This window comes from Streptomyces sp. V3I7, assembly GCF_030817495.1.
Taxonomy (GTDB): Bacteria; Actinomycetota; Actinomycetes; order Streptomycetales; family Streptomycetaceae; genus Streptomyces.
Genome location: NZ_JAUSZK010000001.1, coordinates 481,213 through 495,758, shown reverse-complemented (window position 1 = coordinate 495,758; position 14,546 = coordinate 481,213). Strand labels below are relative to the sequence as shown.

Here is a 14,546-nt window from a genome sequence, read left to right as displayed (position 1 = left end):
GCCTCAGGGGGCCGACGGATAAGGGGGAGAACGTGATCGTCTGGGTGAACGGTGCGTTCGGTGCCGGCAAGACGACCACCGCGCGGGAACTGACCGAGCTGATCCCGAACAGCACGCTCTTCGACCCCGAGGACATCGGCGCGGCGCTCACGCAGTTGCTGCCGCCCAAACACCTCGCCGAGGTCGGCGACTTCCAGGACCTGCCGATCTGGCGGCGGCTCGTCATCGACACGGCCGCCGCGATGCTGGCCGAGCTCGGTGGGACCCTCGTGGTCCCGATGACCCTGCTGCGCCAGGAGTACCGCGACGAGATCTTCGGCGGGCTCGCCGCGCGTCGGATCGCGGTCCGGCATGTCCTCCTCGCCCCGGCCGAAACGATCCTGCGCGAGCGAATAGCCGGGCGGGAGCTCCCGCCCGACCTACCCGACGGCGAGATGCGGGTACGGCAGTGGTCGTACGACCACATCGAGCCGTACCGCGCCGCCCTCGCCTCCTGGCTCGCCGCCGACGCCCACCTGGTCGACACGAGCGCGCTCACCCCGTACGAGACCGCCGTCCAGGTCGCCGAGGCCGTCCGCAGCGGGACCCTGCCGGTCTGCGACATCGTGCAGACGCCGGAGCCCACCGCCGAGACGCTCGCCGCCGGGGTGCTGCTCTTCGACGAACAGGACCGGGTGCTGCTCGTCGACCCCACGTACAAGGCCGGGTGGGAGTTCCCCGGCGGTGTCGTCGAGCCCGGCGAGGCGCCCGCCCGGGGCGGGATGCGCGAGGTCGCCGAGGAGACCGGGATACGGCTGGAGGAGGTGCCGCGACTGCTCGTCGTCGACTGGGAGCGGCCGGTGCCCCCGGGCTTCGGCGGCCTGCGTCTGCTCTTCGACGGCGGCCGTCTCGACCCCGCGGCCGCCCGGGCGCTGCAACTGCCCGGCCCCGAGCTGCGCGACTGGCGCTTCGTCACCGAGCAGGAGGCCGCCGAGATGCTGCCGCCGGTCCGCTACGAGCGGCTGCGCTGGGCGCTGCGTGCGCGCGAGCGGGGCGCCGCGCTGTACCTGGAGGCCGGTGTGCCGGTCGGCTGATGGGCGGCGTTGCGGCGGGGAAGCCGTACGTCTTCGCGGCCTCCCGGAGCCCGGTCGGGGGGTCAGCTGTATGTGTTCGCCGCTTCCCGGAGTGCCGCCGCAGGGTCAGTCGTACGCCTTCGCCGCTTCCCGGAGTGCCGCCGCAGGGTCAGTCGTACGCCTTCGCCGCTTCCCGGAGTGCCGCCGCAGGGTCAGTCGTACGCCTTCGCCGCCTCCCGGAGTACCGCCGAAGCTCGGCCGAGCACCGGGTCGCCGTGGCCGAAGCACACCACGTCGGTCTCCAGGGCGGCCAACCGGCGGAAGGACGCGAGGGTTTGCGTCCGGTCGAGGTTGAAGACGCCCGGGATCACCGCCCCTGTACCCGGCGCCGCGGCCACCGCGTCCCCGTGAACAGCACGCCGTGCGCCGGGAGATGGAGGGCGATGCTGCCCTGGGTGTGGCCCGGGACGTGGACGACTCGGGCGTCGCCTGCGCCGAAGGGGAGGGTGTCACCGTGGGACAGGTCGGTCACCTGGCGCGGGCGCAGGGGCTCGCCGGGAGGCAGGAGCCGTACGGCCTCGGCATGGAGCGGCCGCTCCCAGTCCTCGAACACCGAGGGAGGAGAGGGGACTTCGCCCCGGACGACTGGTGCGTCCAAGGCATGCGCCAGGACCTCGGCGCCGCTCGGTTCGGCCAACTCGGCCGCGCCGCCCACGTGGTCCTCGTGGAAGTGGGTGAGCACGATCCGGCGTACGTCCGAGAGGGCGTGGCCGAGGGCCGTCACGGCTTCGGCGATCGCCCGGCCGGAGCCGATCGGGCCCGCGTCGATCAGCGTCGCCTCGGCGTCGTCGTCCCACAGGTAGGCCTGGCCCACCGGGAAGCGAAGGAGGCGGAGTTGGGGGAGGAGTTCGATGACGTCCATGGGCCGACCGTAGGAGGGCCCCCGCCCGGAGGCGAGGGCCCTTCGCCGGTGGCGGAGCGGTTCAGCTCGCCGCGTAGTTGCGCAGGAACAGGGCCTCCGCGACCGACAGGCGCTCCAGCTCCTCGGGGGAGACGCTCTCGTTGGCGGCGTGGATCTGGGCCTCCGGCTCGCTCAGGCCGATGAGCAGGATCTCCGCCTCGGGGTAGAGGCCGGCGAGGGTGTTGCACAGCGGGATGGAGCCGCCCTGGCCGGCGTACTGCATCGTCTCGCCCGGGTAGGCGACCGCCATCGCGTCGGCCATCGCCTGGTACGCCGGACTGGTGGTGTCGGCGCGGAAGGCCTGGCCCTGGCCGACCTGCTCGGTGCGGACCTGGGCGCCCCACGGGGTGTGGGACTCGATGTGGGCCTGGAGCAGCTTGGTCGCCTCGGCCGCGTCCACGCCCGGAGGCACCCGCAGGCTGATCAGGGCGCGGGCGCTCGCCTGCACGGACGGGGTGGCGCCGACGACCGGCGGGCAGTCGATGCCGATGACCGTGACGGCGGGGCGCGACCAGATGCGGTCGGCCACCGAGCCGTCGCCGATCAGCTCGACGCCGTCCAGCACCTTGGCGTCGCTGCGGAACTGCTCCTCGTCGTACTCCAGGCCGTCCCAGCGCTCCGTCGCGGCGAGGCCGTCGACGGTGGTCGAGCCGTCCTCGGCGCGCAGCGAGTCCAGGACGCGGACGAGCGCGGCCAGGGCGTCCGGGGCGGCGCCGCCGAACTGGCCGGAGTGGAGGTTGCCCGCGAGGGTGTCCACCTGGACGCGGACCAGGGTCATGCCGCGCAGGGTGGTGGTCACGGTCGGCAGGCCGACGCGGAAGTTGCCCGCGTCGCCGATGACGATGGTGTCGGCCGTCAGCAGCTCGGGGTGCTGCTCGGCGTAGCGCTCCAGGCCGCCGGTGCCCATCTCCTCGGAGCCCTCGGCGATCACCTTGACGTTGACCGGGACGCCGCCGTTCGCCTTCAGCGCGCGCAGCGCGAGCAGGTGCATGATCACGCCGCCCTTGCAGTCGGCGGCACCGCGGCCGTACCAGCGGCCGTCGCGCTCGGTCAGTTCGAAGGGCGGGGTGGTCCAGGCGGCCTCGTCCAGCGGGGGCTGCACGTCGTAGTGGGCGTACAGCAGGACGGTCTTGGCGCCTGCGGGACCGGGCAGGTAGCCGTACACCGACTGCGTGCCGTCGGGGGTGTCGAGCAGGGCCACGTCCTGGAAGCCCTCGGCGCGCAGCGCGTCGGCCACCCAGCCCGCGGCACCCTCGCTCTCGCTCCGCGGGAACTGGTCGAAGTCCGCCACCGACTTGAAGGCCACCAGCTCGGTGAGCTCCGCCTTCGCCCTGGGCATCAGCGAGGCTATGGTCTCGGCGACCGGATTCGACGACATGGACACGCTCCTTGTGGGTGCGACGTGATGAAAGACGCGGACGTTGTTCACGAACTTGTACGTCTGGGTGCACCGATCCTCCCACAGTGGCCTGCGCCGATGTCCGCCGTAGGATGCGGGGGACAGATCCGGCGGACGGCTTGACGGGAGCAGCGGACCATCGTGAGCGGCGAGAATTCTTCGGCGGACGGCGAGCAGCGGGTGTGGGACGTCGTCGTGGTGGGCGCGGGACCCGCGGGGGCCTCGGCCGCCTACGCGGCGGCGGTCACGGGACGACGTGTGCTGCTGCTGGAGAAAGCCGAGCTGCCCCGCTACAAAACCTGCGGCGGCGGCATCATCGGTCCCTCGCGGGACGCGCTGCCCCCCGGCTTCGAACTGCCCTTCCGTGACCGGGTGCACGCGGTCACCTTCTCCCTCAACGGGCGCTTCACCCGGACCCGCCGATCGCGCCAGATGCTGTTCGGGCTGATCAACCGGCCCGAGTTCGACCAGCGGCTGGTCGAGCACGCGCAGAAGGCGGGCGCCGAGGTCCGTACGGGCGTGACGGTCTCGCGGGTCGAGCAGCACGGCTCGGTGGTGCCGGACCGGCGCACGGTCGCCGTCGTCCTCCAGGGCGGCGAGACCATCCTGGCCCGCGCCGTGGTGGGCGCCGACGGCAGCGCGAGCCGCATAGGAGCGCACGTCGGGGTGAAGCTGGACCAGGTCGACCTCGGCCTGGAGGCGGAGATCCCGGTGCCGGAGACCGTCGCCGAGGACTGGGCGGGCCGGGTGCTCATCGACTGGGGCCCCATTCCCGGGAGTTACGGCTGGGTCTTCCCCAAGGGGGACACCCTCACCGTCGGCGTGATCTCGGCGCGCGGCGAAGGCGCCGCCACCAAGCGCTACTTGGAGGACTTCATCGCCCGGCTCGGCCTCGCCGGCTTCGAACCGAGCGTCTCTTCCGGCCACTTGACCCGCTGCCGGGCCGAGGACTCCCCGCTGTCGCGCGGCCGGGTCCTCGTCTGCGGCGACGCGGCCGGACTGCTGGAGCCGTGGACCCGCGAGGGCATCTCCTTCGCGCTGCGGTCCGGGCGGCTCGCGGGCGAGTGGGCGGTCCGTGTCGCCGAGGCGCACGACGCCGTGGACGCCCGGCGCCAGGCCCTGAACTACGCGTTCGCCATCAAGGCGGGGCTCGGCACCGAGATGAGCGTCGGACGGCGGATGCTCAAGATGTTCGAACGCCGGCCCGGCCTGTTCCACGCGGCCCTGACCGGTTTCCGGCCCTCCTGGAACGCCTTCAAGGACATCACCCAGGGCGTGGCGTCCCTCGCGGAGCTGGTGCGGAGCAACCCGATGGCCGACCGTGTCCTCGCCCTGCTGGACCGGCGGGCCGCCGAGGTCGTGGAGGACGAGAAGGCCACGCCGGACGCCAAGGACGCGGAGGACGCCGTCACTTCGTGACGGTGATCCGGAAGACCGGGTGGTCGGGGGCGGCCGCCACGATCTCCTCGTCGGTCGACCCGGCGGTGACCCCCTGGAAGTACGAGTCGACCTCCCAGCCCCACCGTTCCAGGTAGGTCCGGATGACCGGGAGCTTCTCCGCGTCGGGAAGCTCCACCGCGGTGAACGTGCGCACCTTCCGCCCGACGCGCAGCTCACCGCCGCCGGCGGCGCGCATGTTGCGCACCCACTGGGAGTGACCCCGGGCCGACACCAGGTACTGCGCGCCCTCGTGCGTATGCGGGTTGACCGGGATGCGCTGCATCTCGCCGCTCTTGCGGCCGCGCACCGACAACTCCGCCGAGCCGGCCAGACTCAGCCCGTGCCGGGCCAGCCAGCCGATGACGCTGTTGAGGCGGACGGTTGTCGGGCTGCCCTTGAGGTAGTACGGCCGGGACGACGCCATGGTGACCCCCACGATTCGGGAGAGCGGTGCTCTCGCTCGAGAACAGTGTGGGGGAGATGAGCGACCCAGAGCAAGAGCAGTGCTCTCTTTTGTGTGCACTGCTCTGTCCCGTGGCACACTCCTCGGTATGAGCACCACACAGGGCGCCCGCGCGCGAGCCAGGAGAGAAGTGACCGCGGCCATCAAGGACGAGGCGCGCAGACAGCTCGCCGAGGACGGTGCCGCCAAGCTCTCCCTGCGGGCCGTCGCCCGCGAGCTCGGCATGGTCTCCTCCGCGCTCTACCGCTACTTCCCCAGCCGCGACGAGCTGTTGACCGCCCTCATCATCGACGCGTACGACTCCCTCGGCGAGGCCGCCGAGCGAGCCCGCGACGAAGCCGCCGACGCCGCGCCCGTCCAGCGCTGGACGGCCGTGTGCGAGGCGGTACGCGGCTGGGCGCTCGCCCATCCCCACGAGTACGCGCTGATCTACGGCTCACCGGTGCCCGGCTACTCCGCCCCCGAGACGACCGTCCCGCCCGCCTCCCGCGTCGGTCACGTCTTCATCGGCCTCGTCCGCGACGCCCGCCAGGGAACCGGCCTCGCCCCCCTCACCGTCCCCGCCGAGCTGCGCCCCGAGGCCGAGCGCATGGCCGCCGACCTAGCCCCCGACCTGCCGCCCGAGGCCGTGAGCGCGCTCATCGCGGCCTGGGCGCAGCTCTTCGGACTGGTCGGATTCGAGCTGTTCGGCCAGTTCAACCGGGTGGTGGAGGACCGGGAGACGTTCTTCCGGCACGCCGCGGCCGGACTCGCGCACGGGGTGGGGCTGCGGTAGCGGGCGACGTGACCACCCGTACTTCCGCGGGAGTACGTGCGCTCACCTCGTCCGGCTGACGCCGACCCGCGCTTTCGGCGTCTAGCGTGGCCGTCATGGAAGAGCAGCGCGTGCGCGGGGGCGGTCCCGCGCAGTGGTGGCGGTACGGGCCCCCGTGGTGGAACCGGCCGGACGACGACGAGCGGCCCGGTCACCGCTGGCCGTGGCGCTCCACCGTGCTGTTCACCGCCTTCGTGCTGGTCGGCTCCCGCTTCTCCGCGCGCGGGCAGCTCCACCGCGAGCCGCTGGACGGCTACGCGTACGCGCTCCTGATCGTGACCTGCGTGCTGCTGCTGTGGCGGCAGCGGTACCCGGCGTTCGTCGCGTTCGGCACCGCCACGGCCGCGCTGGCCTACCTGGCCGCCGGATACCCGTACGGGCCGGTCTTCCTGACCGTCGCCGTCGGCTGCTTCGGCGCCGTCGTCGCGGGGCGCAGGTGGGCCGCCTGGGGAGCCGTCGGCATGCTCTGGGTCGGCCACCTCCTGCTCTCGCTCTGGCTCTACCGCTGGCTGCCGCCGCCGGGGGACGGGGGCGCGACCCTCAACCAGGAGATCGTGATCGCCACCTGGGTCGTGGCCGTCGTCGCGGTGTCCGAGCTGGCCCGGATCCGGCGTGAGCAGTGGGCCCGCGAGCGCGCCGACCGCGCTCAGGCGGCCCGCCGGCGTGCGGACGAGGAGCGGCTGCGGATCGCCCGCGAACTGCACGACGTCCTCGCGCACAGCATCTCCGTCATCAACGTGCAGGCGGGCGTGGGCCTCGCACTGCTCGACAAGGACCCCGAGCAGGCGCGCACGGCGCTCATCACCATCAAGGCCGCCAGCAAGGAGGCGCTCGGCGAGGTGCGCCAGGTGCTCGACACCCTGCGCGCCCCCGGCGCCGCCCCGCGCGCCCCCGCGCCCGGCCTCGACCGGCTGCCCGAACTCGTGGAGCAGGCGGCGGGCGCGGGCCTCACCGTCGAGGTCGCGAGCGAAGGAGAGCCGCCGCGGCTGCCGCCCGGCGCGGACCTCGCCGCCTTCCGTATCGTCCAGGAGGCCCTCACCAACGTCGTACGGCACTCCGGCTCGCGCCACGCGCGCGTGCACCTCGGGTACGGCGCCGACACGCTGCGGCTGCGCATCGACGACGACGGCCCCGCGACCGGCGTCGACGCGGGCGGCAGCGGCAACGGGCTGGCCGGGATGCGGGAACGCGCCGCCGCCCTCGGCGGCGCGATCGAGGCGGGCCCGCGCCCCGACGGCGGCTTCCGCGTGCTGGCCGTCCTGCCCCTGAAGGCACAGTGAAGCTCTCGAAGGTTCCAGGAGGACCGGTGATCCGTGTACTGCTCGCCGACGACCAGTCATTGGTACGGGCCGGCTTCCGGGCGCTGCTCGACGCGCAGCCCGACATCGAGGTGGCGGGTGAGGCCGCCGACGGCGAGGAGGCCTGGGCCAAGGTGCGCGAACTGCGCCCCGACGTCGTCCTGATGGACATCCGCATGCCGCTCCTCGACGGACTCGCCGCCACCCGAAGGATCACCGGCGAGGAGGAGCTGAAGGACGTCAGGGTGGTCATGCTCACCACCTTCGAACTCGACGAGTACGTCTTCGAGGCGATCCGTTCGGGCGCCTCCGGCTTCCTCGTCAAGGACACCGAACCCGACGAACTCCTGCGCGCCGTACGGGCGGTGGTCGACGGCGACGCCCTGCTGTCCCCCGGGGTGACCCGCCGCCTCATCGCCGAGTTCGCCGCCCGCTCCAAGGAACCGGCCGCCGCCGACGCCCTCGCCCGGCTCACCGAGCGGGAACGGGAGGTGATGGCCCTGGTCGGCATCGGCCTGTCCAACGAGGAGATCGCCCGCCGCCTGGTCGTCAGCCCGCTCACCGCCAAGACCCATGTGAGCCGCACGATGGTGAAACTCGGCGCCCGCGACCGCGCCCAACTCGTCGTCCTGGCCTACGAGTCCGGACTCGTCCGGCCGGGGTGGCTGGGCTGAGCGGCCCGGCGGAAGCGCACCAGCACACTGACGGCACGGACGGCGAAGAGGGCGGCGGCGAGCGCCTCGCCCGCGCCGAGCAGCAGCATCGACACCACCGGCGGCAGATCGAAGAGCAGCGCCGGTCCCGCGACCGCCCCGAAGACGACGGCCGCCGCGAACGCCGCGCTGCACAGCGCGTACCCGATCTCGACCGTCATCGCGTCCTGTTCGGCCTTGGCGCGCCGTCCCCCGTGACCCCGCATGCGCCAAGTCTCACCGGCGCCCGTCCGCCAGGGCAATCAACTCGCGGCGGAACGAGCTGCGCTGAGCCGCTGACACGAGGCCGGGGCGCATGACTTTCGCCGTGTGCGTCACGCTGTGCGCTGAGATGGCTACGCTGTGATGGGTACTCGGTGAGCGGGCCGCCGAGGCGGGCCGCGTGGGGCGCGGGGAGCGGGATGGGCTTCGGCTTCGGTCAGCAGCGAGGTGGGCGACTGCCCGCCGAACAGAGCAGTTTCGTCGGGCGGGCTGAGGAGATCGCCCGGATCCGGCGGGCTCTGGAGCAGGGGCGGTCGGTGACGCTCGTGGGGCCGGGCGGAGTCGGCAAGAGCCGTACGGCGCTGCGCGCGGCGCGCACGCTTCAGGAGCGGTACCCGGACGGGGCGTGGCTGGCCGAGCTGTCCGGGCTGTCCGATCCCGAACTCGTCCCCGGATTCCTGGCGTCCGCCCTTGAGGTGCCGGAGCAGGCCGGGATGGACATGCTCGACGCCGTCGTGGCCCACGTCCAGGGACGCCGCATGCTGATCGTGCTCGACACCTGCGAGCACCTGCTGGAAGCGTGCGCGGGGGTGTGCGACGCCCTGCTGCGCGGCGCGGCGGAGGTCAGCGTGCTGGCGACGAGCCGGCAGCCGCTGGACGTGGCCGGCGAGTGCCTCGTACCGATCGCCCCGCTCGACCGGCACGACGCACTGGACCTGTTCCTCCAGCGGGCCGCCCTGGCCGCCCCCGGCTGGGAGGCGACCGAGGCGGACCGCTGCCGGGTCCAGGAACTGGTCGAACGGCTGGAGGGCGTGCCCCTCGCGCTCGAACTCGCCGCCGTACGGCTGCGGGTGGCGCCCCTGGAAAACCTCCTGGCCCGGCTCGACGACCGCTTCGACGTCCTCACCGGCACCCGGCGCGGCAGCCTCGACCGGCATCGCACACTCCGCGCGGCGATCGGCTGGTCGTACGACCTGTGCACCCCGGAGGAACGGCTGCTGTGGCAGCGCCTGTCGGTGTTCGCCGGCCCCTTCGAGCCAGCGGCGGCGAAACGAATCTGCGCGGGGGGACCGCTCACCGGCGAGCAGGTCGTCACGACGCTCTTCTCCCTGGTCGACAAGTCCGTGGTGCAGCGCACCGGCGAGAAGGGCACGCAGTACCAACTCCTCGACACCATCCGGGCCTACGCCGCCGAGCAGCTCGACACCGCGGCCGACGCGACGGAGGTCCGCGAGCGGCACTTCGCCTACTACGAGGGCCTCGCCGCGCGCATGTGGGACGAGCTGATCTCCTGCCACCAGGTCGCCCTGCACCGGGCGGTCGGCTCGGCCGTCGCCGATCTGCGCCACGCCCTGCGCTTCGCCTACGCGAGCGAGGACCGGGCGGCGCGCGGACTGTGGCTGGCGGCGCGGCTGGCGCCGTACTGGCGGGCGGCCGGAACCCTGTCGGAGGGCCGCTACTGGCTCGACAAGGGCCTCGCCCTCGTGGGCGACGACGGGCCCGAGCGCGCCTGGGCCCTGCTGATGACCGGGGTGTTCGCGGTGTGGACGGGCGATCTGGGGCGCGCGCCCCGGCAGTTCGCGCTGGCCCGCGAGGTCGCCCTGCGCTGCGGCGAGAAGCGGGTCGTGCTGTTCACCGACCCCTACATCGCCACGTTCCGCGCGCTGCTCGGCGAGGTCGAGGAGGGCCTCGCCGCCGTCGAGGAGGGACGCCGGCGGATCGTCGACGCCGACGACCCGCTCGGCAAGGGCATCGTCCACTATGAGGCCGCGCTGCTGCTGGCCATCTTCGGCCGGACCGACCGGGCCCTGGAGCTGTGCGAGGCGGGCCTCGCCGATCTGCGCGGCACCGGTGAACGCCAGCTGTACGGCTCGACGCTCGCGGTCCAGGGCCTGATCCTGTGGCTGGCCGGACGCCAGGAGGAGAGCGCCGAGCCGCTGAACCGGTCGCTCGAGGTGATCGCCGAGATCGGGGACGTCCTGATCGCGGCCCTCGGCTGTCTGGGCCTCGGCTGGCACGCCGCCCACCAGGGACGCAACGTGCGGGCCGCCTGGCTGCTGGGCTACGCCGAGAGCGCGCGGCGGCTCGGCGGCGATCCCGTGGCGATGCTGCCCTCGCTGCTCCAGGAGCGGGACCGGGTCCAGCAGGAGGTGCGGGACGCCCTGGGCGACACCGCGTTCGACCGCTGGCACGCCGTCGGCGCCCGGATGTCCGGCGACGAGATCCTCCAGGCCGTACGGGCCGACGCGGAGACGCCGGTACCGCGCCCGCGCGAGAGCGCGGCACGCGTCGGCTCGCCGACGCCGTGCGAACTGACCGCGCGGGAGCGGGAGGTGGCCGGCCTGGTGGCCCAGGGCCTGTCCAACCGGGAGGTCGCCGAACGGCTGGTGATCTCCAAGCGCACCGCGGACACCCACGTCGAGCGCATCCTCGCCAAGCTCGGCCTGACCTCGCGCACCCAGATCGCGGCCGCCCTCGACGCGTAGCCGCGTGCCGGGGTTGCCCCGTACGTATGCGGAATCCGGGGTTTCCGCATACCGACCTTCGCCGGGACGGCCGTACGATCCCGGCCCGACCCGTCAGGCTGGTGGACGTCCCGCCCGATGCCCGCGTCCCGTTCCGGTCCGGGCCGTCGGCGGCACGTCCTGCTCAACCGCGCGCACCACGGGGAGACTCGACATGTCCGAGATCCTGGACTCCACTTCGCCGGACGCGGAGACCACGTACAAGGAGTACGTGGAGCACGTGGAGAAGTGCCTGGAGTGCCAGCCCCACAGATGCGGAGTCGGCGACGAGCTGTGCCAGGTGTACCTGGAGGCCGTCCGCCGCCCCTGAGCCGCCTCCGCACCGGGCGTGCGTATGCCTACGTGGTCCTGCTCCGCATACCTCTGACCAAGTGTCACCTGAGGCTGCCATGCTGTCAGCTCCGCACCGTCTCAGGAGGCCCCATGCCCGAGCCGTCCGTCCTCGCCTCGCTGGTGTCCGCGCTGCGCGACGGGACGATCGAGATCGTCGACCTCACCTGCCCGCTGTCGTCCTCGACCCCGGTGATCCAGCTGCCGCCCGAGTTCGGCCAGACCGCCGTGTTCGAGCTGGAGGAGATCAGCCGGTACGACGACCGGGGCCCGGCCTGGTACTGGAACAACTTCCGCAGCGGCGAGCACACCGGAACCCACTTCGACGCCCCCAACCACTGGGTGACCGGCAGGGACCTCGCCGACGTGGCCTCCGTGCCCGCCGGCCGCCTCGTCGCGCCCGCGGTCGTGCTGGACTTCAGCGCCGAGGCCGCCGAGGACCCCGACTTCCTCGTCGAGGTCGAGCACATCAAGGCCTGGGAGGCCGAGAACGGCCCGCTGCCCGACGGTGGCTGGCTGCTGCTGCGCACCGGCTGGGACGCCCGCTCGCACGGGCAGGAGGAGTTCCTGAACGCCGACGACACCGGCTCACACGCCCCGGGTCTGTCCCCGGAGTGCGCCCGCTGGGTGTCCCAGGAGTCGCCGGTGAGGGGACTCGGCGTCGAGACGGTGGGCACCGACGCCGGACAGGCCTTCACCTTCGAACCGGCCTTCCCCTGCCACTCCTACCTGATGGGCAGCGACAAGTACGGACTGACCCAGCTGCGGAACCTCGCCCAGCTCCCGCCGACCGGCAGCGTCGTCATCGCGGGCCCGCTGCCCATCGTCGGCGGCTCCGGCGCCCCCGCGCGCGTGCTCGCCCTGGTCGAGCGTTCATGAAGGTCGCGGAGGCCGTCGGACGCGCGCTGGCCGCGGCCGGGGTCGACCAGGTCTTCGGCGTGGTCGGCTCGGGCAACTTCCATCTGACCAACGCGATGGTCGCGGCGGGCTCGCGGTTCGTCGCCGCACGCCACGAGGGCGGCGCGGCGACGATGGCCGACGCGTACGCGCCGCACGAGCGGCACGGTCGCCGCGGTGAGCGTCCACCAGGGGCCCGGTCTGACCAACGCCCTCACCGGCATCACGGAGGCGGCCAAGAGCCGTACCCCGCTCCTGGTGCTGGCGCCCGAGGCGACCGAGCCGCTGTCCAACTTCCACGTCGACCAGGAGGCGCTGGCCCACGCGGTGGGCGCCGTCCCGGTGCGGATCACGTCGGCCGAGGACGCGGTGGACCAGGTCTGCGACGCCGTACGACGAGCCGTGCACGAACGGCGCACGGTGCTGCTCAACCTGCCCCTGTCGGTGCAGGCCATGGACGTGCCCGAGGGCGCGCTGGAGCAGGCCGCACCGCCCTCGCCCCGGGCAGCCATCGAGCCGGCCGCCGCGGACGTGGACGTGCTGACGCGGGTGCTGGAGCAGGCCCGGCGGCCGGTCTTCGTCGCCGGACGCGGCTCCCGTACGCCCGGAGCCCGTGACGCCCTCGTCGCGCTCGCCGAGCGCTACGGCGCGCTGCTCGCGACGTCGGCCGTGGCGCGCGGCCTGTTCCACGGCAACCCGTGGTCGCTGGACGTTTCCGGCGGGTTCGCGTCGCCCCTGGCGGCCGAGCTGATCCAGGGCGCGGACATGATCGTCGGTTGGGGCTGCGCGCTGAACATGTGGACGATGCGGCACGGCCGGCTCATCGGCGAGAACACCACCGTGGTGCAGGTCGACGACGAGGAGTCGGCGCTCGGCGCGCACCGGGAGGTGGCGCTGGGCGTCACGGGCGACGTGGAGCTCACGGCGCGGCGCGTGCTGGAGCGGGGCGGCGCGACACGCGAGGGCTACCGGAGCGCCGGCCTCGCCGAGGCCGTCGCCGCCCGTGTCCCGTGGCGCGAGGTGCCGTACGAGGACACGAGCACCCGCGAGCGGATCGACCCGCGCACGCTGAGCATCGCGCTCGACGACCTCCTGCCCGCGGAGCGCGTGGTCGGCGTCGACTCGGGCAACTTCATGGGCTACCCGAGCATGTACCTGTCGGTGCCGGACGAGAACGGCTTGTGCTTCACGCAGGCGTACCAGTCGATCGGCCTGGGCCTGGCCACGGCGATCGGAGCGGCGGTCGCCCGGCCGGACCGGCTGCCGGTGGCCGCGCTCGGCGACGGCGGCGCGCTGATGGGCGCCGCGGAGCTCGACACGGTGCGGCGGCTCGGGCTGCCGATGGTGGTCGTGGTCTACAACGACGACGCCTATGGCGCCGAGGTGCACCACTTCGGCCCGGACGGACATCCGCTTCAGACGGTGGAGTTCCCGCCGACGGACATCGCGGCGGTCGGGCGCGGCTACGGCTTCGAGACGGTGACCGTGCGCACGCCCGCCGACCTCAAGGCCGTGGCCGACTGGGTCGCCGGTCCGCGGTCAGCGCCACTGCTCATCGACGCCAAGGTGGTCGCCGACCGAGGGGCCTGGTGGCTGGAGGAAGCCTTCCGCGGGCACTGACCCGTGATGCGCGAACGGCCTGTTGAGCACCGATCGGTGTCCAACAGGCCGTTGGTTCAAAGCCGTTGATCCGTCTAGGGGGTCGAACCGAGACTCACGTCGACGTCCTCGGTCTCCGTCCAGAACCGGTCGTCCGCGTCCTGGAGCCGGGCGGCGGCGTGCTTCATGTGGTCGCGGGCCGCGGCCTCGGCCGCCTCGGGGTCGCCGGACTCGACGGCGGCCAGGATGGCATGGTGCTCCTGCCGGACCGCCTCGATGAAGTCGTCGCGCCGCGCCTCGTTGGCGCGGGTGACCCGGATGCCGCTGCGCGCGACCTCGCCGAGGTAGCGCACCGTCGACACCAGCACGGCGTTCCCGGTCGACTCGGCGATGGAGCGGTGGAAGGCGAGGTCCTCCTCCACCCCGTCGCCGCCGGACGCGACCGCGGCGTCGATCGCGTCCAGCGCCTGGCGCATGCGCAGGAGGGCGGCCGGAGTGGCGCGGACGGCCGCGAGGGCGGCCGCCTCGCCCTCCAGGGCCGAGCGGGTCTCCACGATCTGGAGCACCTTGGACTTGGTGCCGGCGGACTCGGCCTCCAGATCGAGCGGCCGTGCGCGCCGCGGCAGCACGAACACGCCCCGGCCCTGGCGGGGTTCCACGAGTCCCGCGTTGCGCAGCCGGGAGACGGCCTCGCGGATGACGGTGCGGCTGACGCCGAGCTGCTTGACCAGCTCCACCTCGGTCGGGAGCTTGTCGCCCTCGGCCAGCCGTCCGGACTCGATCTCCTCCGCGAGGATCGCGGCCACCCGGTCCGTGAGCCGTACGGGACCGCTCACCTTGGAAAACATGGTCTT

Annotated in this window: 13 protein-coding genes and 2 pseudogenes; 10 read left to right on the top strand and 5 right to left on the bottom strand. The window is 73.2% G+C overall.

Annotation, left to right across the window (positions count from 1 at the left end):
- The first annotated feature begins 32 nt into the window (after positions 1–32).
- Entirely contained in the window at positions 33–1,073 is a 1,041-nt protein-coding gene (locus QFZ74_RS02325) for an NUDIX hydrolase (RefSeq protein WP_307619100.1), read from the top strand.
- Positions 1,074–1,264: 191 nt separating this feature from the next.
- Here QFZ74_RS02325 and QFZ74_RS02320 read toward each other — a convergent pair.
- Together QFZ74_RS02320 and QFZ74_RS02315 are read right to left on the bottom strand one after the other, a co-directional pair.
- A pseudogene (locus QFZ74_RS02320) lies at positions 1,265–1,974 on the bottom strand (MBL fold metallo-hydrolase).
- Between the two features lie 61 nt (positions 1,975–2,035).
- A complete protein-coding gene (locus QFZ74_RS02315) occupies positions 2,036–3,391 on the bottom strand; it encodes a dipeptidase (RefSeq protein ID WP_307619098.1) in 1,356 nt (451 codons plus the stop codon).
- A 162-nt stretch (positions 3,392–3,553) separates the two neighbouring features.
- On the opposite strand from QFZ74_RS02315, the gene QFZ74_RS02310 reads away from it, so the two are divergent.
- On the top strand, positions 3,554–4,831 hold the full coding sequence (locus QFZ74_RS02310) for a geranylgeranyl reductase family protein (protein ID WP_307619097.1): 1,278 nt from the start codon (positions 3,554–3,556) through the stop codon (positions 4,829–4,831).
- Here the strand turns inward: QFZ74_RS02310 and QFZ74_RS02305 are convergent.
- A complete protein-coding gene (locus QFZ74_RS02305) occupies positions 4,821–5,276 on the bottom strand; it encodes a nitroreductase family deazaflavin-dependent oxidoreductase (protein WP_307619096.1) in 456 nt (151 codons plus the stop codon). The two genes, QFZ74_RS02310 and QFZ74_RS02305, sit on opposite strands and share 11 nt — an antisense overlap.
- Before the next feature lie 127 nt (positions 5,277–5,403).
- Between QFZ74_RS02305 and QFZ74_RS02300 the strand changes: the two genes are divergently transcribed.
- The 3 genes from QFZ74_RS02300 (at position 5,404) to QFZ74_RS02290 (ending at position 8,101) form a co-directional block, all read left to right on the top strand.
- Positions 5,404–6,090, top strand: coding sequence for a TetR/AcrR family transcriptional regulator (locus QFZ74_RS02300; RefSeq protein ID WP_307619095.1), 687 nt, complete (start codon positions 5,404–5,406; stop codon positions 6,088–6,090).
- 86 nt (positions 6,091–6,176) lie between these two features.
- Positions 6,177–7,409, top strand: a complete 1,233-nt coding sequence (locus tag QFZ74_RS02295) for a sensor histidine kinase (RefSeq protein ID WP_307619094.1) — start codon at positions 6,177–6,179, stop codon at positions 7,407–7,409.
- A gap of 26 nt (positions 7,410–7,435) precedes the next feature.
- Positions 7,436–8,101: a response regulator transcription factor gene (locus tag QFZ74_RS02290; RefSeq protein ID WP_307619093.1), complete on the top strand. Its 666-nt coding sequence runs from the start codon at positions 7,436–7,438 to the stop codon at positions 8,099–8,101.
- On the opposite strand, the gene QFZ74_RS02285 is transcribed toward QFZ74_RS02290, so the two are convergent.
- Positions 8,062–8,346: a DUF6332 family protein gene (locus QFZ74_RS02285; protein ID WP_307619092.1), complete on the bottom strand. Its 285-nt coding sequence runs from the start codon at positions 8,344–8,346 to the stop codon at positions 8,062–8,064. The genes QFZ74_RS02290 and QFZ74_RS02285 overlap by 40 nt on opposite strands.
- A 195-nt stretch (positions 8,347–8,541) precedes the next feature.
- On the opposite strand from QFZ74_RS02285, the gene QFZ74_RS02280 reads away from it, so the two are divergent.
- The 5 genes and pseudogenes from QFZ74_RS02280 to QFZ74_RS02260 all read left to right on the top strand — a co-directional run bounded on the left by QFZ74_RS02280 (position 8,542) and on the right by QFZ74_RS02260 (position 13,713).
- On the top strand, positions 8,542–10,827 hold the full coding sequence (locus tag QFZ74_RS02280) for a LuxR C-terminal-related transcriptional regulator (protein WP_307619091.1): 2,286 nt from the start codon (positions 8,542–8,544) through the stop codon (positions 10,825–10,827).
- Positions 10,828–11,020: 193 nt separating this feature from the next.
- Positions 11,021–11,176, top strand: a complete 156-nt coding sequence (locus QFZ74_RS02275; RefSeq protein WP_307619090.1) for a hypothetical protein — start codon at positions 11,021–11,023, stop codon at positions 11,174–11,176.
- 113 nt (positions 11,177–11,289) lie between these two features.
- A complete protein-coding gene (locus tag QFZ74_RS02270; RefSeq protein WP_307619089.1) occupies positions 11,290–12,075 on the top strand; it encodes a cyclase family protein in 786 nt (261 codons plus the stop codon).
- Positions 12,072–12,185 (top strand): annotated as a pseudogene (locus QFZ74_RS02265) (thiamine pyrophosphate-binding protein); the annotation flags it as partial. The gene QFZ74_RS02270 and the pseudogene QFZ74_RS02265, both read left to right, overlap by 4 nt.
- 85 nt (positions 12,186–12,270) lie before the next feature.
- The gene (locus QFZ74_RS02260) at positions 12,271–13,713 is read left to right on the top strand and encodes a thiamine pyrophosphate-binding protein (RefSeq protein ID WP_307619088.1); all 1,443 of its coding nucleotides are present in this window, start codon (positions 12,271–12,273) and stop codon (positions 13,711–13,713) included.
- A gap of 74 nt (positions 13,714–13,787) precedes the next feature.
- On the opposite strand, the gene QFZ74_RS02255 is transcribed toward QFZ74_RS02260, so the two are convergent.
- Positions 13,788–14,540: a FadR/GntR family transcriptional regulator gene (locus tag QFZ74_RS02255; RefSeq protein ID WP_307619087.1), complete on the bottom strand. Its 753-nt coding sequence runs from the start codon at positions 14,538–14,540 to the stop codon at positions 13,788–13,790.
- Positions 14,541–14,546 lie beyond the last annotated feature (6 nt).